This window comes from Parasphingorhabdus sp. DH2-15 (genome assembly GCF_051668705.1).
Lineage (GTDB): Bacteria > Pseudomonadota > Alphaproteobacteria > Sphingomonadales > Sphingomonadaceae > Alterisphingorhabdus.
This window is the reverse complement of record NZ_CP196351.1, coordinates 1445464-1463368: the sequence shown is the minus strand read 5'-3', so window position 1 is coordinate 1463368 and position 17905 is coordinate 1445464. Positions and strand designations below refer to the sequence as shown.

Sequence of the window (17905 nt, the reverse complement as noted above, 5' to 3'; positions counted from 1 at the left end):
GGCACTGCTGGCGGTTTTGAGGCAAAGCAATCTTCGAAATGAGCCGACTCTGTACAGAGTGTAGCCATGACAATGATAAACCGGCTCGAGGAGCGTGCTGCCGTGAACTATGATTTGGTGTTCGATAAAGCCATTGATCGCTTACATAAAGAAGGTCGATACAGAGTTTTTATCGACATTTTGCGGAATAAGGGCTCTTACCCTAATGCACGTTGCTTTGGCGGTCATAATGGACCGAAACCGGTCACCGTCTGGTGTTCCAATGATTATCTGACCATGGGGCAGCATCCTAAAGTCGTCACCGCGATGGAAGATGCATTGCATGATGTTGGCGCTGGGTCAGGCGGCACGCGCAATATTGGCGGCAACACCCATTATCATGTTGATCTGGAGAATGAGCTAGCCGATCTGCACGGCAAAGATGGGGCTTTATTGTTTACGTCTGGCTATGTTTCCAATGATGCGACGCTGTCAACTTTGGCCAAAATCCTGCCGGGCTGCATTATCTTTTCTGATGAACTAAATCACGCGTCCATGATTGCAGGCATCCGCAATGCGGGCTGTGAGAAGCATGTCTTCCGCCATAATGATATGGAGCATCTTGAAGAACTGCTGGCCGCGACTGACCCGGATGTGCCCAAGTTGATTGCTTTTGAAAGCGTCTACTCCATGGATGGCGACATTGCGCCGATCCACGAGATTTGTGATCTGGCTGATAAATATAATGCGCTGACTTATATTGATGAAGTTCACGCGGTGGGCATGTATGGCACGCGTGGTGGCGGTATATCAGAACGCGATGAAGCGGCTGAGCGCATCACCATTATCGAAGGAACTTTGGGCAAAGCCTTTGGTGTGATGGGTGGTTATATTGCTGCGGATAAGAAAATTATTGATGTTATCCGCTCTTACGCGCCTGGCTTTATTTTCACCACAAGCCTGTCCCCCGTATTGGTGGCCGGCGCTTTGGCAAGCGTGCGCCATCTCAAACAATCAGATGTTGAACGCAAAGGGCAGCACGCAGCAGCAGAGAGATTGAAAACACTTTTCGCAAATGCCGGATTGCCGGTGATGAAAAGCGAGACACATATCGTGCCGTTGATGGTCGGTGATCCGGTCAAAGCAAAGCAGATTAGCGATATCTTGCTCTCAGATTATGGCGTTTATGTCCAACCCATCAACTTCCCGACGGTGCCACGTGGAACTGAAAGGCTGCGTTTTACGCCTGGCCCCGCTCATGACGAAGCAATGATGGTTGAACTAACCAAGGGTCTACTTGAGATATGGGACCGTTTGGAGCTTGATCTTAAACAAGCGGCCTAAAGCATAATCTTTCGATAAATTTTCACGTCGGGCTGCAATGTACTAATAATGTTCTTGGAATTTCCAAGATTGATCCCATCTTGTCATGATGGCAGTCGCGCAAGCACAGCACATAATTACGCAGTCTACAAATGACGCGCATTGGATAGAACCGCATCCTTATGGCATTTATGTAAAGCCAGCCGATGCGTGGATAGACCCGATGCGCGCGGTGGAAACTGCCTTGGTTACCCATGGCCATGCCGACCATGCCCGCAGCGGGCATCAGCGTGTCTATGCAACACCGGAAACATTGGCGATTATGGATTTGCGCTATGCAACCCATGATGCCGGATGCCCAGTTGCCTATGGAGAGGTTTTCAACTTAGGGCCGGTTAGCATCAGCTATTACCCTGCCGGGCATGTGCTTGGTTCTGCGCAGATACGTTTGGAATATAATGGTGAAACGGTGGTCGTCACTGGCGATTATAAGCGGCGCAGTGATCCTACCTGTGCCCCGTTTGAGGTCGTGCCTTGCGATATTTTTATAACCGAAGCGACATTTGCCTTACCGGTATTTTATCATCCTCCAACACAGGACGAGCTGCAAAAAGTGTTGGATACATTAAAGGCCAATGCGGAGAACTGTGTTCTGATAGGTGCTTATGCATTGGGCAAAGCGCAGCGCGTTATTTCGGAACTGCGCGCAATGGGTTATGATAAGCCGATATTCCTGCATGGCGCGCTTACAAAGATGTGCACTCTCTATGAGCAATTTGGGGTCGATCTGGGTGAGTTAATCGCTGTTAGCGATGCGCAAAAGGCCGATATGCAGGGCCATATAGTTATGTGTCCGCCATCGGCATTGAATGATCGCTGGTCGCGCCGTTTGCCCGACCCTATCACCGCTATGGCGTCTGGCTGGATGCGGGTGCGACAACGTGCGCGGCAACGCAATGTCGAACTGCCTATCATCTTGTCTGACCATGCGGATTGGACCGAATTGACCGATACCATTTGTGAGGTAAATCCGCGCGAAGTCTGGGTCACGCATGGACGTGAAGAAGCCTTGGTGCATTGGTGCGGACTGCATCAAATCTCTGCCAAGGCGTTGCGTCTGGTCGGCCGTGAAGCAGAGGATGATGATTAGGGCGTTATGGAAGAATTTGCCAAACTGATTGACCGGCTGATTTATACCCGTTCGCGTAATCAGAAGCTGGATCTGATCGCAACTTATCTGCGTGATACGCCTGATCCCCATCGCGGTTGGGCATTGGCCGCATTAACCGGTGATCTTGAATTCCCAAATGCCAAAATATCGGCAGTGCGCACTGCGGCAAATGAGCGGCTAGACCCGTTACTGTTTAAATTGAGCCGCGATTTTGTGGGCGACACAGCCGAAACTGTTGCTTTGATCTGGGAAGCAAGACCCCTGCCCAAAGATGCAGAAACTGGCCCTATCAGTGTTGGTGATCTGGTAGAACAATTGCACAATGTTGTGCGCAAAGATGCCCCTGCATTGTTCGCGCAATTGCTCGATCGGCATGACCCTGATGGCCGTTATGCGCTTATCAAGCTGGCGACGGGCGCGATGCGGATCGGTATCTCAGCCCGTCTCGCCAAAACGGCTTTTGCGCAGGCCTTTTCGCTTAATATCGATGAAGTGGAAGAAGTTTGGCACGCGCTGCAACCACCTTTTTTGCCTTTATTTGACTGGGGCGAAGGCAAGAAGAATAAACCGGATATTAGCGATGCCGCGTATTTTCGGCCCTTCATGCTCGCCCATCCGTTGGAAGAAGAGGCCGTAGATATGGCCGAATATGTCGCCGAATGGAAATGGGACGGCATCCGCGTTCAGATTGTCGGCACCGGCGATGATGTGCGCCTGTTCAGCAGGGGCGGTGATGATATTACGGCAGCATTTCCAGATATTGCTGAGAATTTCGACGCTATTGGTGTCGTCGATGGCGAGCTGCTGGTTCGCGGTGATGCGCAAGGCGATGCCAACACCCAAGGCTCAGCAGCAAGTTTTAACGCATTGCAGCAGCGACTGGGTCGCAAAAGAGTGTCTGCCAAGATGTTGAAAGAAGCGCCCGCTTTTGTCCGCCTTTATGATATTTTGTTCGATGGCAAAAATGATGTTCGCGCCCTTCCTTGGTCGGAGAGGCGACCATTATTGGAAAGATTTCAGCCCAAGTTACAGCAAGACCGCTTCGATCTTTCGAAAATTATTGCTGTTGATGATTTTGAGCAATTGCGCCTCGTCCGTGAAGGTTCGCGCGACGCGGCTATTGAAGGCGTCATGCTGAAAAAACGCGATAGCTCCTATATTGCAGGTCGCAAAGCAGGATATTGGTATAAGTGGAAACGTGATCCTCTCAATGCCGATTGTGTGATGATGTATGCGCAGCGCGGATCAGGCAAAAGATCATCGCTCTATTCGGATTATACCTTTGGCTGTTGGAATGAAGATGGTGAATTATTGCCTGTGGGTAAGGCCTATTCCGGTTTTACTGACGAAGAGTTGAAATGGCTCGATAAATTTGTCCGCCAAAATACGGTCAATCGGTTTGGGCCAGTGCGCGAAGTTGAGAAAACTCTGGTTTTAGAGGTCGCATTTGACTCCATTCATAGCAGCAAAAGGCATAAATCCGGTCTGGCCATGCGCTTTCCGCGTATATCGCGCATTCGCAAGGACAAGCCCGCACAAGAGGCAGACATTATCGCGACGCTGCGTAATATGATTGATTGATAACGACGGCGTGATTGCAATCTTTGGTCAATCAATAGTTTTAATATTATTCATCATCGATATACCTGTCATGCGGGCATAAACAGCAGGGTCAACATTGCCGCCAGATAAGGTTATGGCTGTACGTTCTGGCAGATCCACTTTGTCAGATAATGCTGCGGCTAAAGCCACTGCCCCGCCGGGCTCCAGCACCAGATGCAATTTTTCAAATGCCACCCGCATAGCATTGCCTATTTCAGCCTCAGTCACGGCAACACCCTGCGCATTGCGTTCTGATAATATGGAGAAGGTCTTTTCTGATACTTTTAATGTTTGCAGGGCATCACATGACGTATCGGGCGGGTTCTCACTAACGGGCACAATATGGCCGGTTTTTAGAGATATGCACATATCATCCCACCCAACAGGTTCAGCCACGACAATTTTGGCATCTGGGTTGACCAATGCGCTACCCGAGGCAAGGCCACCGCCGCCACAACAGGCAATAATCATCTCGGGCGGAGCGCCGACAAGACGTGTCATCTGATCATGAATTTCCGCGCCGCAACTGCCCTGTCCTTCGATAATCCATGGGTCATCAAAACTCGGCACGACTGTAGCGCCTGTCTTTTCTGATAATTCAGCTGACAGCGCCTCTCTCTGGCCGGACATGCGATCATAGGTGATGACATGGGCGCCCATATCTTTGGTAGCCTGCATTTTGGCATGGGGTGCATCTTCCGGCATGATAATCGTTGCGGAAATACCCAACACGCTCGCTGCCCAGGCAACGCCCTGCGCATGATTACCCGATGAGAATGCGATGACGCCTTTTGCGCGTTGATCTTCGTCAAGATCGGTCAATCTATGCCATCCACCGCGGATTTTGAACGCGCCAATGGGTTGCAAGTTTTCCGCCTTGCACCAAAGGGTTTTGCTACCCACACTAAGAGGTAATAAAGGCGTTGGGGGCAGAATATCGGCTATTTTCTTAGCCGCGCGCATCACGCCTTGGGCCGATGCTTTTCTGGATGGATCACATAGAGGGCTTGGTTCTGTCATATTCGCTCTCTATAGGGCAAAAGAGTTGGTGTTCCAATGCAAGATGAAAGGGCAAAAATTTGGGCAAGATATTGGTAATTGGTGCTGGCGGCGTTGGTTCGGTGGCTGTCCACAAAATGGCTATGAACGCTGATATTTTTGGCGAAATTCATCTGGCTAGCCGCACACTCCCGAAATGTGAGGCCATTGCTCTGTCCGTGAAAGAACGCACTGGCATAGATGTGCCTGTCTATGCTTTGGATGCAGACGATATTGCCGCTACATCAGCATTGATTGATCAGATCAAGCCTGATTTGGTATGCAATTTGGCCCTGCCTTATCAGGATCTTAATATCATGGAAGCCTGTTTGAAATCAGGCGTGCATTATATGGATACGGCCAATTATGAACCGCGCGATGAGGCAAAGTTCGAATATCATTGGCAATGGGCCTATCATGACCGTTTCAAACAAGCCGGTCTAACTGCGCTGCTAGGGTCAGGATTTGACCCAGGTGTTACCAGTGTTTTTGCCAGCTATTTGAAGAAACATTATCTCGATCGTATTGATACGTTGGATATTTTGGATTGTAATGGCGGCGATCATGGCCAGCATTTTGCTACCAACTTTAACCCAGAGATAAATATTCGCGAGGTTACGGCACCTGCCCGTCACTGGCTCAATGGTAAATGGGTCGAAACCCCTGCTTTAAGCCACAAACAAAGTTTTGATTTTGAAGCGGTTGGCGAGAAGAATATGTACCTCATGTATCATGAGGAAATAGAGAGCCTGAAAACCCATATTCCAGAAATTAAACGTATTCGCTTCTGGATGACCTTCGGCGATGCCTATTTGACCCATTTGGAAGTTTTGCAAAATGTCGGCATGACGCGCATTGATCCGGTTATATATGAAGGCCGCGAGATTATCCCTCTGCAATTCCTAAAAGCCGTACTGCCCGAACCTGCTTCGCTGGGTGAAACCACAAAAGGCAAAACCAATATTGGTGATATTGCCACTGGCATTGCAAAGGATGGCAGTGAAAAGACCTATTATATCAACAATATTTGCGACCATGAAGCCGCCTTTGCTGAAACAGGCAATCAGGCTGTAAGCTATACTACTGGCGTTCCGGCAATGATTGGCGCAGCGATGATATTGACCGGCAAATGGGCGGGCGATGGTGTGTTCAACATGGAGCAGTTTGATCCAGACCCCTTTATGGAAATGCTCAATGCGCACGGCCTGCCTTGGCAGGTAAAAGAACTTGATGAGCAGCTTGGTTTTTAAGGAAAATCTATGTATTATTTAAGGGTTCCGTTTCTGACTTTTGTTTTATGCCTTACTATTGCGTCACCAGCAAGTGCTGAACCCATAGACCGTTGGTGGAGCGGATGGGGCATGGGCGTTTCTGAATATGGATATCGTAGTGATTCTGCCGGCAGCGATACAATATACATTTCTTGTTCAGAAGATCAGGGAACAAATATTCGCTTTACCATTGGAGGACGAGATCCAGAACCAGTATCTGAAATTACAATTGTAATTGACGGAGAAGAATTGCGCTTATTCACTAATTCTGATGGTAATGTTCCGACCGCAAGTCATGTAGCAGCTTCAAACTTTTGGTCACTTTGGAAAATGATGAGAAGTGGTCAGACAATGCGGGTGAAACTTTCAACAGGAGAAAGCACAATTTTCCCTTTGAATGGATCAGCAAAAGTATTGCCTAGAGAACATTGCAAAACAGATTTTGCCCGCTAGTCCACCTAGCTTCTTCTTTGAATTGTTATGATGTTATAAAGACATAGTGCCAAAACGGTTATCGCCATCATCAACACCAGACTGCCAGTTCCGGTCCAGCCATATGCAGCATAGACGGCTGTTCCTGCCCAACTTGCGAATCCGCCACCAATAAACATGAGTGTGACATAAATTGTCATCAATCTGGTGCGGATTTCAGGGGCTTCGATAAGAAATGTCGAGCGCCCTGCTACATCAATGGTCGGGCCAACAATGTTCAAGATCATCAGCGGAATAATCAGCAGCAGAACATTACCAGCTGTAGCAAAGAGCAAGGCTACACCAACAGTCTGGATACAGGCCATAATCATTCTTGCGCGCCTTGCGCCTACCCTGTCTGTCCATCGGCCCAGCAAAGGCGTTGAGGCAAGGTTGATGATGGAAAGGATCGTCAGATAGCCCACAATATCAGAACCATAGCCGATGGTCGGCAAGTGCAAACCTATGCCGAGCCATACAGACAAGAATATTCCAAAATTTAAGCCCTGTATCACGCCTGAGAGAACAACATGCTTATGGGTGCTGGCCAAAGGCAATGTAGAGGCCAATAAGGCCCCATAGCTCATCTGCGGCGTTGATACGCTCTTTGCTTTAGGCTGTCGCATGATCCTGGGTAGCGCAATTGCGAAAATCAGCATCAAAGAAGATGCGATATAATAGACATTGCGCCAGCCAATATACTCACCAACAATACCGGCACCCAGTCTAGCAATCAAAATGCCCAGAATGACTCCTGTTGTCAGCAAGGCAATTGCATGGCTCATTTGCTCAGGGTGGGTGCGCTTCGAAACATAGGCAGGGATGAGATAGGGTGTGATGGTGAACAGCCCCAAAAGGGTTGAGCCAATGACAAACCATATAAAATTTCCTGCAAGTGCCATCGTCAGCACACCGCCAAATTGTGCGGCAGAGAACCACCCTGCCAGCTTTGCATTGCCCAACCGGTCTCCCAAAGGCAGCAAAAAGAATATCCCCAAAGCAAGAGCAATCTGGTTAAGCGCGGGCACGGCGCCTATCAATGCCGGCCCAATGCCAAAGTCTTCAGCAACAAGAGAAATTATCGGGTGAATATAATAGGCATTGGCCGTTACCACTGCACTGGCCAAGGCCAGCATATATAATTGGCCCTTGGAGATCATATACACTGTTTGATCTTTGCCCTTCGCGGAAACAGGGTCAGATTGATTGTTGGGAATATCACTCACCACAGCGCTATGAACGAATGTTGTTCGCAGGTCGACAGGCAGAAATATTTTCCCAAAATCATCCAACGAATCTTTGCGCCATGCAAAGATAATCGTTAGCCAGCGATAGTATGGAAACCAGAGCAGGACATCCCGGGGCCTTTGCCCATTTTGATTTGAGCCGTGTGCCGACACCGGCCTTTGTCGTTGATGCGGCAAAGTTGCGCGAAAATCTTGCCATATTGGAAGATATTAAGCTGCAATCAGGTGCGCATATTTTTTCTGCACTTAAAGCCTTTTCCATGTGGGATGTTGCGCCAATGATAGACAGTCATCTCGATGGGGTTTGTGCGTCCGGACTATGGGAGGCGCGGCTCGCCTTTGACAAATATGACGGGGAAGTTGCGACCTATTCGCCAGGCTATAAGCCGCATGAATTGCCCGAAATATGTGCAATTTCAGATCATGTTATTTTCAATTCACCGCACCAGATATCGCGTTTTGCGCCATTGATCAGAGGCTTGCGTGATGCCGGAGAGCAATTTGATATCGGGCTGCGCATAAACCCCATGCATCAAGAGGGCGAGGTACCCAAATATGACCCGTGCCAGCCCCATAGTCGCTTGGGCTTCCCAATAAATCAGTTAAGCGAAGAACATTTTGAAGCGATTGACGGGCTGCATTTCCATACATTGTGCGAGCAGGACTTTGAGCCTTTATATCGCACTTGGGAGGCAATTGTGCCTTATATTGCTGACCATATTGACCAGCTAAAATGGATCAATTTGGGCGGCGGTCATCATATAACCCGTTCTGATTATCAGCGCGAAGAGCTTGTCGCCTTTTTAGAGGATTTGCGAGAGACTTCAGGCTGCGAGATTTATCTGGAGCCTGGCGAGGCCGTTGCGCTTGATGCTGGTATATTGGTTGGGGAAATTCTGGATGTTATGGACAATGATATGCCAGTCGCTGTCACAGATATTTCGGCTACATGCCATATGCCCGATGTTATAGAAGCACCCTATAGACCGGCCATGCTGATGGAAGCGCGCGATGGCGATCCGGTTCGCCTTGGTGGACCGTCTTGTCTTGCTGGTGACATATTGGGTGATTTTCGTCTGCCTGTTCCTGCCGAGCCGGGCCAGCGTATAGCATTTTTGGATCAGGCGCATTATTCAATGGTTAAAACCACGACGTTTAATGGCGTTCCCTTGCCCTCTATCTGGTTGTGGGACAGTGAAACGGATGAACTGCGCTGTGTTAAAGAGTTTGATTGGACAGAATTTCGTGACCGCTTGAGTTAAGCGGAAGCAAACCCATATTGATATAATTGTAAGTAACAAAATTCTTTACTTTTTAACATATGCCGGATAACCGGACTTTCCGCTGCCCCAAGGGGACTTCCAAACCGCAAGGCAGCTTGAAACGCAATCGATTTTTAGGAGGTCCCTTGATTGTCCAACCTGCCTCAAAACTACGCTGACGCGAATGCGCTTATTGAAGCGCTGCAACCGGACCAGTCTGTTATTCTCAATCGGCCGCACGCTGCGGAGCGCGCCGCGCGGTTCTTTGTCGAAAAATTCCCCGGCAAGTCACTTTATGCGGTCAAGGCCAACCCATCACCTGGTTTGCTGAACTGTTTATGGTCGGCAGGTATCGACCATTATGACGTGGCCTCTATTGCTGAGGTCAGGCTGGTTGCCGATACGCTGCCAGAGGCAACTTTGTGCTTCATGCATCCGGTCAAAACGCGTGAGGCAATAAAAGAGGCCTATTTTACCCATGGGGTACGGGTTTTCTCGCTCGACAGTATTGAGGAACTGGAGAAAATTCAGACGGCGACTGAAAATGCAACCGATCTTACCTTATGTGTAAGAATACGTGTTTCATCAGAATATGCAGAACTTAGCTTGGCAGCAAAATTTGGTGCAATTGCCGATGAAATAACGCCATTGCTTCAGGCATCGCGGCAAGTTGCGGAAACACTCGGTATCTGTTTCCATGTTGGCAGTCAGGCTATGACCCCGCACGCTTTCGTCCAAGGACTGGAACGTGTGCGTGCAGCCATTGTGGACGCTTCTGTTACCATTGACATTGTCGATGTGGGCGGCGGTTTTCCGTCAGTATACCCTGACATGGCGCCTCCTCCGCTGGAAGACTATTTCACAATTATCGACCGTACCTTTGAAAGCCTGCCGATCAGCTATTCAGCGGAACTCTGGTGCGAACCCGGCAGAGCATTATGCGCGGAGTATAACAGCCTGATCGTGCGTGTAGAAAAACGCCGCGGTGATGAGCTCTATATCAATGATGGTGCTTATGGGGCGCTATTTGATGCTGCACATATTGGTTGGCGCTTTCCTGTACGGGCCTTTACTAGCTTAGATATGGAATTTGCAGACTTCGCCTTTTTCGGGCCAACCTGTGATGATATAGACTATATGACTGGTCCATTCCCATTGCCATCAACCATCAAAGCAGGCGATTATATCGAAATTGGCATGATCGGGGCCTATGGCGCTGCAATGCGAACATCGTTTAATGGCTTTGGCGAATCCGAATGCCATGACGTCAGTGACGAGCCGATGAGCAGCCTTTATGACGGCAAGAGCCGCACAGATTGGTTGCCGGATAATGTGGTGTCCATTTCACGCTGATAACATGCAAAGCATATTTGCCGAAGTTGACTTGTTCTCCTCAAAGGGCCAATCCATTCTCTCTTCTTGGGAGCTCCCTATATGCTTGACACGTCATTACTGACCCCAGCTGTCATATTGGTCATATGGTCAATCATCATTTTGTTCTGGATGGCAGCAACACGTTTACCTGCTGCAGCAAGAATGGGCCGCGATATTACGGCATCTGTGGGCGGTAGGGGTGAGGATATTGACCCCATCGTGCCGCCAAATGTTGCGTGGAAATCGCATAATTATAAGCATTTAATGGAGCAGCCAACGCTCTATTACGCAGTTATAGCCATTTTGACGCTTGCGGAAGGTGTCTCTACTATTTCGGTCAGCCTGGCTTGGGCCTATGTTGTTTTGCGCATTATACACAGCCTTTGGCAGGTTCAAATCAACACGATACGTGTTCGGTTTATTTTGTTTCTTCTATCAACATTTTGTTTGATTGGCTTGGCCATATTGGCCCTGATCGCCACAATCTAAAAAGGAAACGCAAATGAAAGATATTTTGCAGCCGATGGTGGTATTGCTGGCATGGACAATGGTGATGTGGGCGTGGATGTATATTACCCGCCTGCCCGCCATGCAGAAGGCAGATATTGATACGCCCAGTCTGGTCGGTTCAACCGGCGGTGATTTAGATCGTATATTAGCACCAAAGACGCAATGGAAAGCCCATAATTACAATCATTTGATGGCTGAACCTACATTATTCTATGCGGTCTGTATCGTGCTATTTCTTGTTGGCCATGGTCAGGGCATGAATATGTATATTGCCTGGGCCTATGTTGGTTTGCGCATAGCGCACAGTTTGTTCCAATCTCTTATTAACCGTGTGGTTATTCGTTTTGCAATTTTTGTTCTGTCCAGCCTGTGCCTGATTGCCTTGATTTTGCATGCCATGATCGCAGTCTTTTAAGTTGCGCTTTAGGCTCTTTTTGAAACTTTATCGGCTCTGAGGCGAACAGGTAGATATAAAAGAGCATTCATCATGCCCCTCCCCATTTTTTGAGAGTGATATAATGAGAAAAACCATAAATGCTGCGATTGTACAGGCCGCACCCGTACCCCTGGCAATTGACCACGGTATTGAACAGTTAGTTCAGCATGTCGACAAGGCCGCTAGAGACGGTGCGGAGATTATCGCATTTGGAGAGACATTTCTGGGTGGCTACCCATTATGGCTGGATGAAGCGTCAGATGCCGCAATGTGGGATCATCCCGGCACGCAGGCATTGCATCGTATCATGCTGGAAAATGCAGTTGTTGAGGGCGATCAACGTTTTGCACCTTTGCAGGAGCTTGTAGACCGTCATGACGTCATGGTATCAGTAGGGGCGCATGAGCGCCGCCGCTCCAGCCTGTATAACAATCAGTTGCTTTTCCGCCCAAATGCAAAGCCGCTTAGCCATCGTAAGCTCGTGCCTACTCATGGTGAGCGTCTTATCTGGATGCGCGGTGATGGTTCGACCTTAAAGCCGCATGTGGCTGAGGATGGCTCTGTTATTGGCAGCCTGATCTGTTGGGAAAATTGGATGCCTATGGCACGTGCAGCGATGCACAATCAGGGTGAGCATATTCATGTCGCCGCTTGGCCAACCGTGCGTGAAAGCTATTCCGTAGCATCTCGCCATTATGCTTTCGAAGGACGCTGCTTCGTGCTGGCCGCTGGTACAATCCAGCATCAGTCTGATCTATTACATGGCCTGGAACTTGCCGGTGGTAATGCGGCTGCGCATGAGCTGTTATCCGCAATGGACAGCAAGCAATTACAAAGTGGCGGCAGTCAGATTGTAGCACCGGATACCAGTATTTTGGCGCAAGCGGGCAGTCAGTCGGAAATTATCATAGCAGAGCTTGATATGGAGCAGATTGGCGAGGCTCTCACATCACTGGATACAGATGGCCATTATTCGCGGCCTGATATCTTTGAATTGTCAGTCAACACCAAAGCACAAGACGGCGTGGTCTGGTCTGACAGCTAAGTGAGCGAACATTTAGCTGTTTTTGGTAAAATGCGCCGCTAATTCTACATGCGTTGACCAGAGGAATTGCCCAACCGGCTGAACTTGCTGCAATATATAACCATTTTCCAGCAAAGCCTTACTATCCCTTGCAAAGCTGCTGGGGTTGCAGCTGACATAAATGATTTTTGCAACAGTGGATTGCGCCAATTGCATTACTTGCTCACGCGCGCCGGCACGCGGTGGGTCGAGTATGATGGCGTCAAAGCGGTTTACTTCTATGGATGTTAATGGTCTGCGAAATAGGTCACGATGCTCTGTGAAGATCGGTACTTTGCGCCTGTTCGCAGCCGCTTTAAGGGCAAAAATGCTGTCGCGTGTTGCCTCCGCAGCATATATCTTTCTAGCGCCATTGGGCAGAGCATCCGCTGCGGAAAACGCGAAAGTGCCAAGCCCTGAAAACAGATCCGCAACCATAGGTGCATCGCCCAACCATTGGTTCACGGTCCCGCACAGAGCTTGTTCACCGTCCAATGTCGCTTGCAAGAAGCTGCCTGCGGGCAAATCCACTCGTGTAGACCCCAGTGTAATGGTGGCGGGCTCCGGCGCGTAAAGCGTTTCTGTGCCCTCCCCCCGATCTATGGACAGTCTTGCCAAAGCATGCAATTGGCCAAATGCAGATAGCTTTTCATAGCGCTCAAGCGTATCGGGATTGAGGTTTTTGATAAGCAGATCAACACCCTGGTCCACCAATGTAACATGGACGATAAGGTTGAGTTTCTTATCTCGCCATTGCACAAAAAACTCTCGCAACGGCGCAAAAAGTGCAAAAATATCAGGATGAAGGACATCACATTGTTTAATGTCCACAACACGGTGCGATTGTTCGGTATTAAACCCAATATGCACAGATTTGCCCATGGAAATAACCCGGAAGGATGTACGGCGGCGGCTGTGACTTTTGGAAATAAGAGGGTCTAATATCTCAACATCCGCAATGCCCTGTCCATGCAGAGCGCCCTTTACTCTCTCACGCAAGAAGGTTGCGTAGCTGACCATATCAATATGCTGTAGCGCACATCCGCCGCACTGATCAAAATGGCGGCATGTTGGCGCTACATGATGAGGGCCTTTAATTAACCCACCATCAGGAGAAATCGCGTCTCCCGGAGCTGCTCCGCGAATATGGTGTCCAGATGCGGTTACACCGTCTCCACGCGCAGCAATTCTGACGATGATGTCTTGATTGTCAGACAAAGTAAAAGGTCTGCAAATGGCTTTGGGGCAATAATCTCGTTTTATTGATAAACATTTTAGGATTCATCGCTGACGGTAGCAGGCATTTGATAACGGTCGCCATCAACGTCAATTTCAATGACCTTATCGTCCAATATGGTGATGATGGCATCATCTGCGCCATCAGCAGCGACAAGGCCGCGGCCGTCTGAAACCACCAAAAACCTGCGAAAGCCTCCATCTGGATGGCGGAATATCATCTGTTTACCATCTTCATTGGAAATTCGTTCCAGTGCACAAGTCCGCGTGAACCTTTCGCTTCCAGCCAAAGCGCAGCTCAATTTCCCATCATCACGTAAAACATCTGCCCGCTTAGCTTCTGGAGCCGTTTTTGCAGGATCAGGCGGGGCCACTTCTTCTTCTACAATCTCATTAGCAGGCGTGCTGCCTACACCGCAGCCAGCTAGCGATAATATTGCCCCAGAGACGATGAGCGCTTTAGCCAGTGTGCATGATTGTTTGGAAATTGATGATAGCATAACACGTCCTTTAGAAAGTTGGTGCAGCTATAACGGGGAACTGTTGCCAAGGTCCAGCGCGTTAACGTTAATGGCGCCATATGCAAGCCTCACAAAGTGACGAGATTTAGATGTCCCGTAATATTTGTTCCGCCATCCCGCGAATAGCTTCGGCAGCGTCCTGCCTGCCATTTTCATGCTCGAGCAGATCCTGACGCACCTCTAAACCGACATAGGCAATGCTGTTGGATTGAGCATGCCGTTTGAAAGAACTGTTATAGATTTTGCCTGAATAAGGCAGTTGATCGCCTGCCGTAATTTGCAGATTGTCAAAATAATTCAAAGCAATATGGCCTGCTCTTTCATCTTCATCATACATGATACCATAATGCCATGGGCGCTGCGCATTTTGCGTTTCAAGGCGCGGCGTAAAGCTGTGAAGGAAAATGATAAGCCGCGGATTTTCTTTGCCAACCAAAGTGCCGATTTGCGCATGATATATGTCATAATATTGCTAGAGCCGAGCCTCATGCTCAGCATCATTAAGTTGATTGCCGTCTATGGTGATGCCGTCACTGACTGCTGGAATGGTCGTTTCTTCCTCACGATAACGGTTTAGATCAACCACCAAACGGGAAATACGGGCATTGGCAACTGCGCAACCAAATTGCTGATGGAGTGATTGTGAGACCGATGCAGTACCCAAATCAACGGCCCGATGCGTCGCTAATATCGTTGGGTCAATGCCCAAATCGAGGCCATCTGGAATATGGTTGGAAGCATGATCGCCGATTATCATCAGGTTGCAAAGCGCTTCTCCATCGCGCGATGCGTAATAATCAACCAAAGACATGTCCGTCTTATCGCTCACGGCCAAAATCCCAATCATGCAGTCTTGACGTCAAAGTCCAATAATCTGGAAATACAGATTTTATCTGCTCTTCTGCTTGGACACAGGCCTCATCATCGGCAAAGAGCGCAAAACATGTCGCGCCGGAACCGGACATACGGGCGCATATCGGGTTGCTCTGGGATAGCTGCTCCAATATCAACGCTATTTCTGGACAAAGGCTTATAGCCATAGGTTGAAGGTCGTTACGGCCTTTAGCCACACTTTCCAGTTCGTTGACCGGTCCCTCAAAAACACCTTTGTCTTGTTTGTCCCACTGCCCAAATATCTGCCCCGTTGATACAGGCTTTAGCGGATTGATAAGCAATATAGGCATATTCTGCCATTGCCCGGCACTGATTGGCACCAACTGCTCGCCAATGCCTGTTCCGTGGCAACTGGACGATGCTATGCAAACTGGCACATCTGCACCCAATGCCAAGCCGATCTCACATAATTTTTCTAAAGGCCAGTCCAAACCCCATAAGCTGTTGCATAAGCGCAGCGCAGCGGCTGCGTCTGCCGAACCTCCACCGATACCTGATGCAATGGGTAAGTTCTTGGTCAGGGTGAAATGAACGTTCGCGTCAATATGGGCAGCTTTTGCAAGAGCTTTCGCAGCTTCAAGAACCAGATTATCATCATTAACGGGCAACCCCTTGGAGAAGGGCCCGACAATATTCATCGAGCAATTATCGCTAGCTGTTGCGGTCAGCCTGTCTCCATCGGCAATGAACGCGAAAATTGTATCTAATATGTGATAGCCATTAGGCAAGCGCTCTCGCACATGCAGCGCCAAATTGATTTTGGCTGGAGCATATTCAGTCAACGTCATGGTAATTAAACCCAATATGAGGAATGATCTGCAAGCCTTTACATATTAGGATAATTTGGTCCGCCGCCGCCTTCTGGTGTTACCCAATTGATATTCTGTGACGGGTCTTTGATATCGCAGGTTTTGCAATGGACGCAGTTCTGCGCATTGATCTGGAAACGCTTGTTGCCATCGTCCTCATCAACCACTTCATACACGCCGGCCGGGCAATAGCGCTGCGCAGGTTCATCAAACACTGGCAGATTATAATTGATCGGTATCGCCGGATCTTTCAACTGCAAGTGAACTGGCTGATCTTCTTCATGATTGGTGTTAGACAAAAAGACCGATGACAGACGGTCAAAAGTCAAGACATTATCCGGTTTGGGATATTCAATAGGATGAACATGCTCTTTGCGTGCCAATGATTTATGATCTGGCTCATGCCGCATGGTGAACGGCATTTTGATGCCCAAATGCTCCGCCCACATGGTGATGCCAGCGAAGAAAGAACCAACCTTGTCGCCGAATTTTTCCATCAATGGCAGTACATTGCGTACTTTGCTCAGCTCTTTATAAACCCAGCTACCTTCATAAGCGCTCTGATAGGCTGTCAGTTCATCACTGCTGCGTTGCTCCTGTATCGCGGCAAAAGCGGCTTCTGCGGCCATCATGCCGGATTTCATAGCGGTGTGCGTGCCCTTAATACGGGGAACATTAAGGAAACCGGCAGAACAACCGATCAATGCACCACCCGGAAAGGCCAGTTTAGGTACAGATTGAAAGCCACCATCACTAATGGCGCGTGCGCCATAGGATACGCGCTTACCGCCTTCGAGGAATTTGCGAATCTCTGGATGGGTTTTCCAGCGCTGCATTTCCTCAAATGGTCGCAAATAGGGGTTTTTATAGTTGAGCCATGTCACAAAACCGAGCGCGACCTGACCATTGGCCTGATGATAGAGGAAACCGCCTCCATTAGAGCCTGCTTCTAACGGCCAGCCTTGCGAGTGGATAACAAGGCCCGGTTTATGCTTATCAGCTGGAATATCCCACAATTCCTTTATGCCCAGCCCGTAGACCTGAGGCTCACAATCTGCATCCAATGCAAATTGCTTTTTAAGGATTTTGGTCAAATGTCCGCGAACGCCTTCTGCAAAGAAAGTATATTTTGCGTGGAGCTCTAAACCAGGTTCGAAATCAGGCTTGTGGCTGCCATCACGAGCCACACCCATATTGCCGGTCGCAACGCCTTTTACCGATCCATCTTCATGATACAGAATTTCAGCGGCCGCGAATCCAGGAAATATCTCTACGCCAAGTTCTTCGGCCTGCTCACCAAGCCAGCGGCACATATTGCCAAGAGACCCTGTATAACAGCCCTTATTATGCAAAAATGAGGGTGTTAGAAAATGAGGAATGCTGAACTTGCCTTTTTTGGTGAGCACCCAATGCTGGTTATCGGTCACGGGCGTTTCTGCCATGGGGCAGCCATTATCGCGCCATTCAGGTAGCAATTCGTCCAAAGAACGCGGATCGATTACTGCACCTGATAGGATATGTGCGCCGATTTCCGAGCCTTTTTCCAATATGCAAACATCAATCTCGCTACCTGCTTCTGCGGCCATTTGTTTCAATCTGATAGCCGCAGACAAACCGGCGGGTCCACCACCGACAATCACCACATCATATGGCATGGACTCACGTTCGATTTCAGCATCACTCATATTAGCACCTTAA

16 protein-coding genes and 1 pseudogene are annotated in these 17905 nt (G+C 49.0%); 10 read left to right on the top strand and 7 right to left on the bottom strand.

Annotated elements, in window-relative coordinates; all coding sequences use genetic code 11:
* The first annotated feature begins 72 nt into the window (after window positions 1-72).
* The 3 genes from hemA to ACR9YC_RS06815 all read left to right on the top strand — a co-directional run bounded on the left by hemA (window position 73) and on the right by ACR9YC_RS06815 (window position 4054).
* On the top strand, window positions 73-1323 hold the full coding sequence (gene hemA, locus ACR9YC_RS06825) for a 5-aminolevulinate synthase (protein WP_438731673.1): 1251 nt from the start codon (window positions 73-75) through the stop codon (window positions 1321-1323).
* Between the two features lie 85 nt (window positions 1324-1408).
* Window positions 1409-2452, top strand: coding sequence for a ligase-associated DNA damage response exonuclease (locus ACR9YC_RS06820; RefSeq protein ID WP_438725642.1), 1044 nt, complete (start codon window positions 1409-1411; stop codon window positions 2450-2452).
* A 6-nt stretch (window positions 2453-2458) separates the two neighbouring features.
* Window positions 2459-4054, top strand: a complete 1596-nt coding sequence (locus tag ACR9YC_RS06815; protein WP_438725640.1) for a cisplatin damage response ATP-dependent DNA ligase — start codon at window positions 2459-2461, stop codon at window positions 4052-4054.
* 27 nt (window positions 4055-4081) lie between these two features.
* Here ACR9YC_RS06815 and ACR9YC_RS06810 read toward each other — a convergent pair whose 3' ends face one another.
* Window positions 4082-5095 carry a threonine ammonia-lyase gene (locus ACR9YC_RS06810; RefSeq protein WP_438725638.1) on the bottom strand — a complete coding sequence of 338 codons (1014 nt, stop codon included), beginning with the start codon at window positions 5093-5095 and terminating at the stop codon, window positions 4082-4084.
* Between the two features lie 59 nt (window positions 5096-5154).
* On the opposite strand from ACR9YC_RS06810, the gene ACR9YC_RS06805 reads away from it, so the two are divergent.
* Both ACR9YC_RS06805 and ACR9YC_RS06800 read left to right on the top strand, forming a co-directional pair.
* Window positions 5155-6363, top strand: a complete 1209-nt coding sequence (locus tag ACR9YC_RS06805; RefSeq protein ID WP_438725636.1) for a saccharopine dehydrogenase family protein — start codon at window positions 5155-5157, stop codon at window positions 6361-6363.
* A gap of 111 nt (window positions 6364-6474) precedes the next feature.
* A complete protein-coding gene (locus ACR9YC_RS06800; protein WP_438725634.1) occupies window positions 6475-6837 on the top strand; it encodes a hypothetical protein in 363 nt (120 codons plus the stop codon).
* A gap of 5 nt (window positions 6838-6842) precedes the next feature.
* Here ACR9YC_RS06800 and ACR9YC_RS06795 read toward each other — a convergent pair whose 3' ends face one another.
* Window positions 6843-8081, bottom strand: a complete 1239-nt coding sequence (locus ACR9YC_RS06795; RefSeq protein WP_438725632.1) for an MFS transporter — start codon at window positions 8079-8081, stop codon at window positions 6843-6845.
* Window positions 8082-8191: 110 nt separating this feature from the next.
* Between ACR9YC_RS06795 and ACR9YC_RS06790 the strand changes: the two genes are divergently transcribed.
* The 5 genes from ACR9YC_RS06790 to ACR9YC_RS06770 all read left to right on the top strand — a co-directional run bounded on the left by ACR9YC_RS06790 (window position 8192) and on the right by ACR9YC_RS06770 (window position 12729).
* Entirely contained in the window at window positions 8192-9364 is a 1173-nt protein-coding gene (locus ACR9YC_RS06790; RefSeq protein ID WP_438725630.1) for a carboxynorspermidine decarboxylase, read from the top strand.
* 150 nt (window positions 9365-9514) lie between these two features.
* Window positions 9515-10717: a type III PLP-dependent enzyme gene (locus tag ACR9YC_RS06785; protein ID WP_438725628.1), complete on the top strand. Its 1203-nt coding sequence runs from the start codon at window positions 9515-9517 to the stop codon at window positions 10715-10717.
* Window positions 10718-10798: 81 nt separating this feature from the next.
* A complete protein-coding gene (locus ACR9YC_RS06780; protein ID WP_438725626.1) occupies window positions 10799-11227 on the top strand; it encodes an MAPEG family protein in 429 nt (142 codons plus the stop codon).
* Between the two features lie 13 nt (window positions 11228-11240).
* Entirely contained in the window at window positions 11241-11663 is a 423-nt protein-coding gene (locus ACR9YC_RS06775; RefSeq protein WP_438725624.1) for an MAPEG family protein, read from the top strand.
* A 103-nt stretch (window positions 11664-11766) separates the two neighbouring features.
* A complete protein-coding gene (locus ACR9YC_RS06770) occupies window positions 11767-12729 on the top strand; it encodes a carbon-nitrogen hydrolase family protein (protein WP_438725622.1) in 963 nt (320 codons plus the stop codon).
* Between the two features lie 12 nt (window positions 12730-12741).
* Here the strand turns inward: ACR9YC_RS06770 and ACR9YC_RS06765 are convergent, their stop codons facing one another.
* The 5 genes and pseudogenes from ACR9YC_RS06765 to ACR9YC_RS06745 all read right to left on the bottom strand — a co-directional run bounded on the left by ACR9YC_RS06765 (window position 12742) and on the right by ACR9YC_RS06745 (window position 17892).
* On the bottom strand, window positions 12742-13965 hold the full coding sequence (locus ACR9YC_RS06765; RefSeq protein ID WP_438725620.1) for a class I SAM-dependent RNA methyltransferase: 1224 nt from the start codon (window positions 13963-13965) through the stop codon (window positions 12742-12744).
* 56 nt (window positions 13966-14021) lie between these two features.
* Window positions 14022-14483 (bottom strand): hypothetical protein, encoded by a 462-nt coding sequence (locus ACR9YC_RS06760; RefSeq protein ID WP_438725618.1) that lies wholly within the window; start codon window positions 14481-14483, stop codon window positions 14022-14024.
* Window positions 14484-14589: 106 nt separating this feature from the next.
* Window positions 14590-15261, bottom strand: a pseudogene (locus ACR9YC_RS06755) (N-formylglutamate amidohydrolase).
* Between the two features lie 61 nt (window positions 15262-15322).
* Window positions 15323-16186: a 4-(cytidine 5'-diphospho)-2-C-methyl-D-erythritol kinase gene (locus tag ACR9YC_RS06750; protein WP_438725616.1), complete on the bottom strand. Its 864-nt coding sequence runs from the start codon at window positions 16184-16186 to the stop codon at window positions 15323-15325.
* Between the two features lie 38 nt (window positions 16187-16224).
* Window positions 16225-17892: a 4Fe-4S dicluster domain-containing protein gene (locus ACR9YC_RS06745; RefSeq protein WP_438725613.1), complete on the bottom strand. Its 1668-nt coding sequence runs from the start codon at window positions 17890-17892 to the stop codon at window positions 16225-16227.
* Window positions 17893-17905: the final 13 nt, after the last annotated feature.